The 251-nt window shown below is 63.7% G+C and carries 1 protein-coding gene; it reads right to left on the bottom strand.

What is annotated here, in order from left to right:
• A partial coding sequence (locus EUU22_RS20090; RefSeq protein ID WP_165351242.1) for an MlaC/ttg2D family ABC transporter substrate-binding protein occupies positions 1-251 on the bottom strand: 251 nt, incomplete at both ends.

Here is a 251-nt window from a genome sequence, read left to right as displayed (position 1 = left end):
CGACGTCGTCGGCATTGGCGTCGCCACGGAAGGGATCCATGCGGATGGCCGATGTGGGATCGATATTGGCGAGCGCGCCGCTGTAGGTGCGGATCAGGGTGTTGCGAAAGGCGGCAACCAGGCGCTGCTGCTGGTCTTGGGTGCCCTGGCGCCAGTAGCGGCCGGCCGCCAGGCGAGTGGTTTTCTCGAAGTTGACGTAGGGCAGGATGTATTGGTCGACCAATTGGTTGATGCGCGTGAGATCGCCGCCT

The sequence above is a fragment of the Ciceribacter ferrooxidans genome (genome assembly GCF_004137355.1).
Taxonomy (GTDB): domain Bacteria; phylum Pseudomonadota; class Alphaproteobacteria; order Rhizobiales; family Rhizobiaceae; genus Allorhizobium; species Allorhizobium ferrooxidans.
The sequence above is the reverse complement of the archived record's forward strand: the minus strand, read 5'-3'. Positions and strand labels throughout refer to the sequence as shown.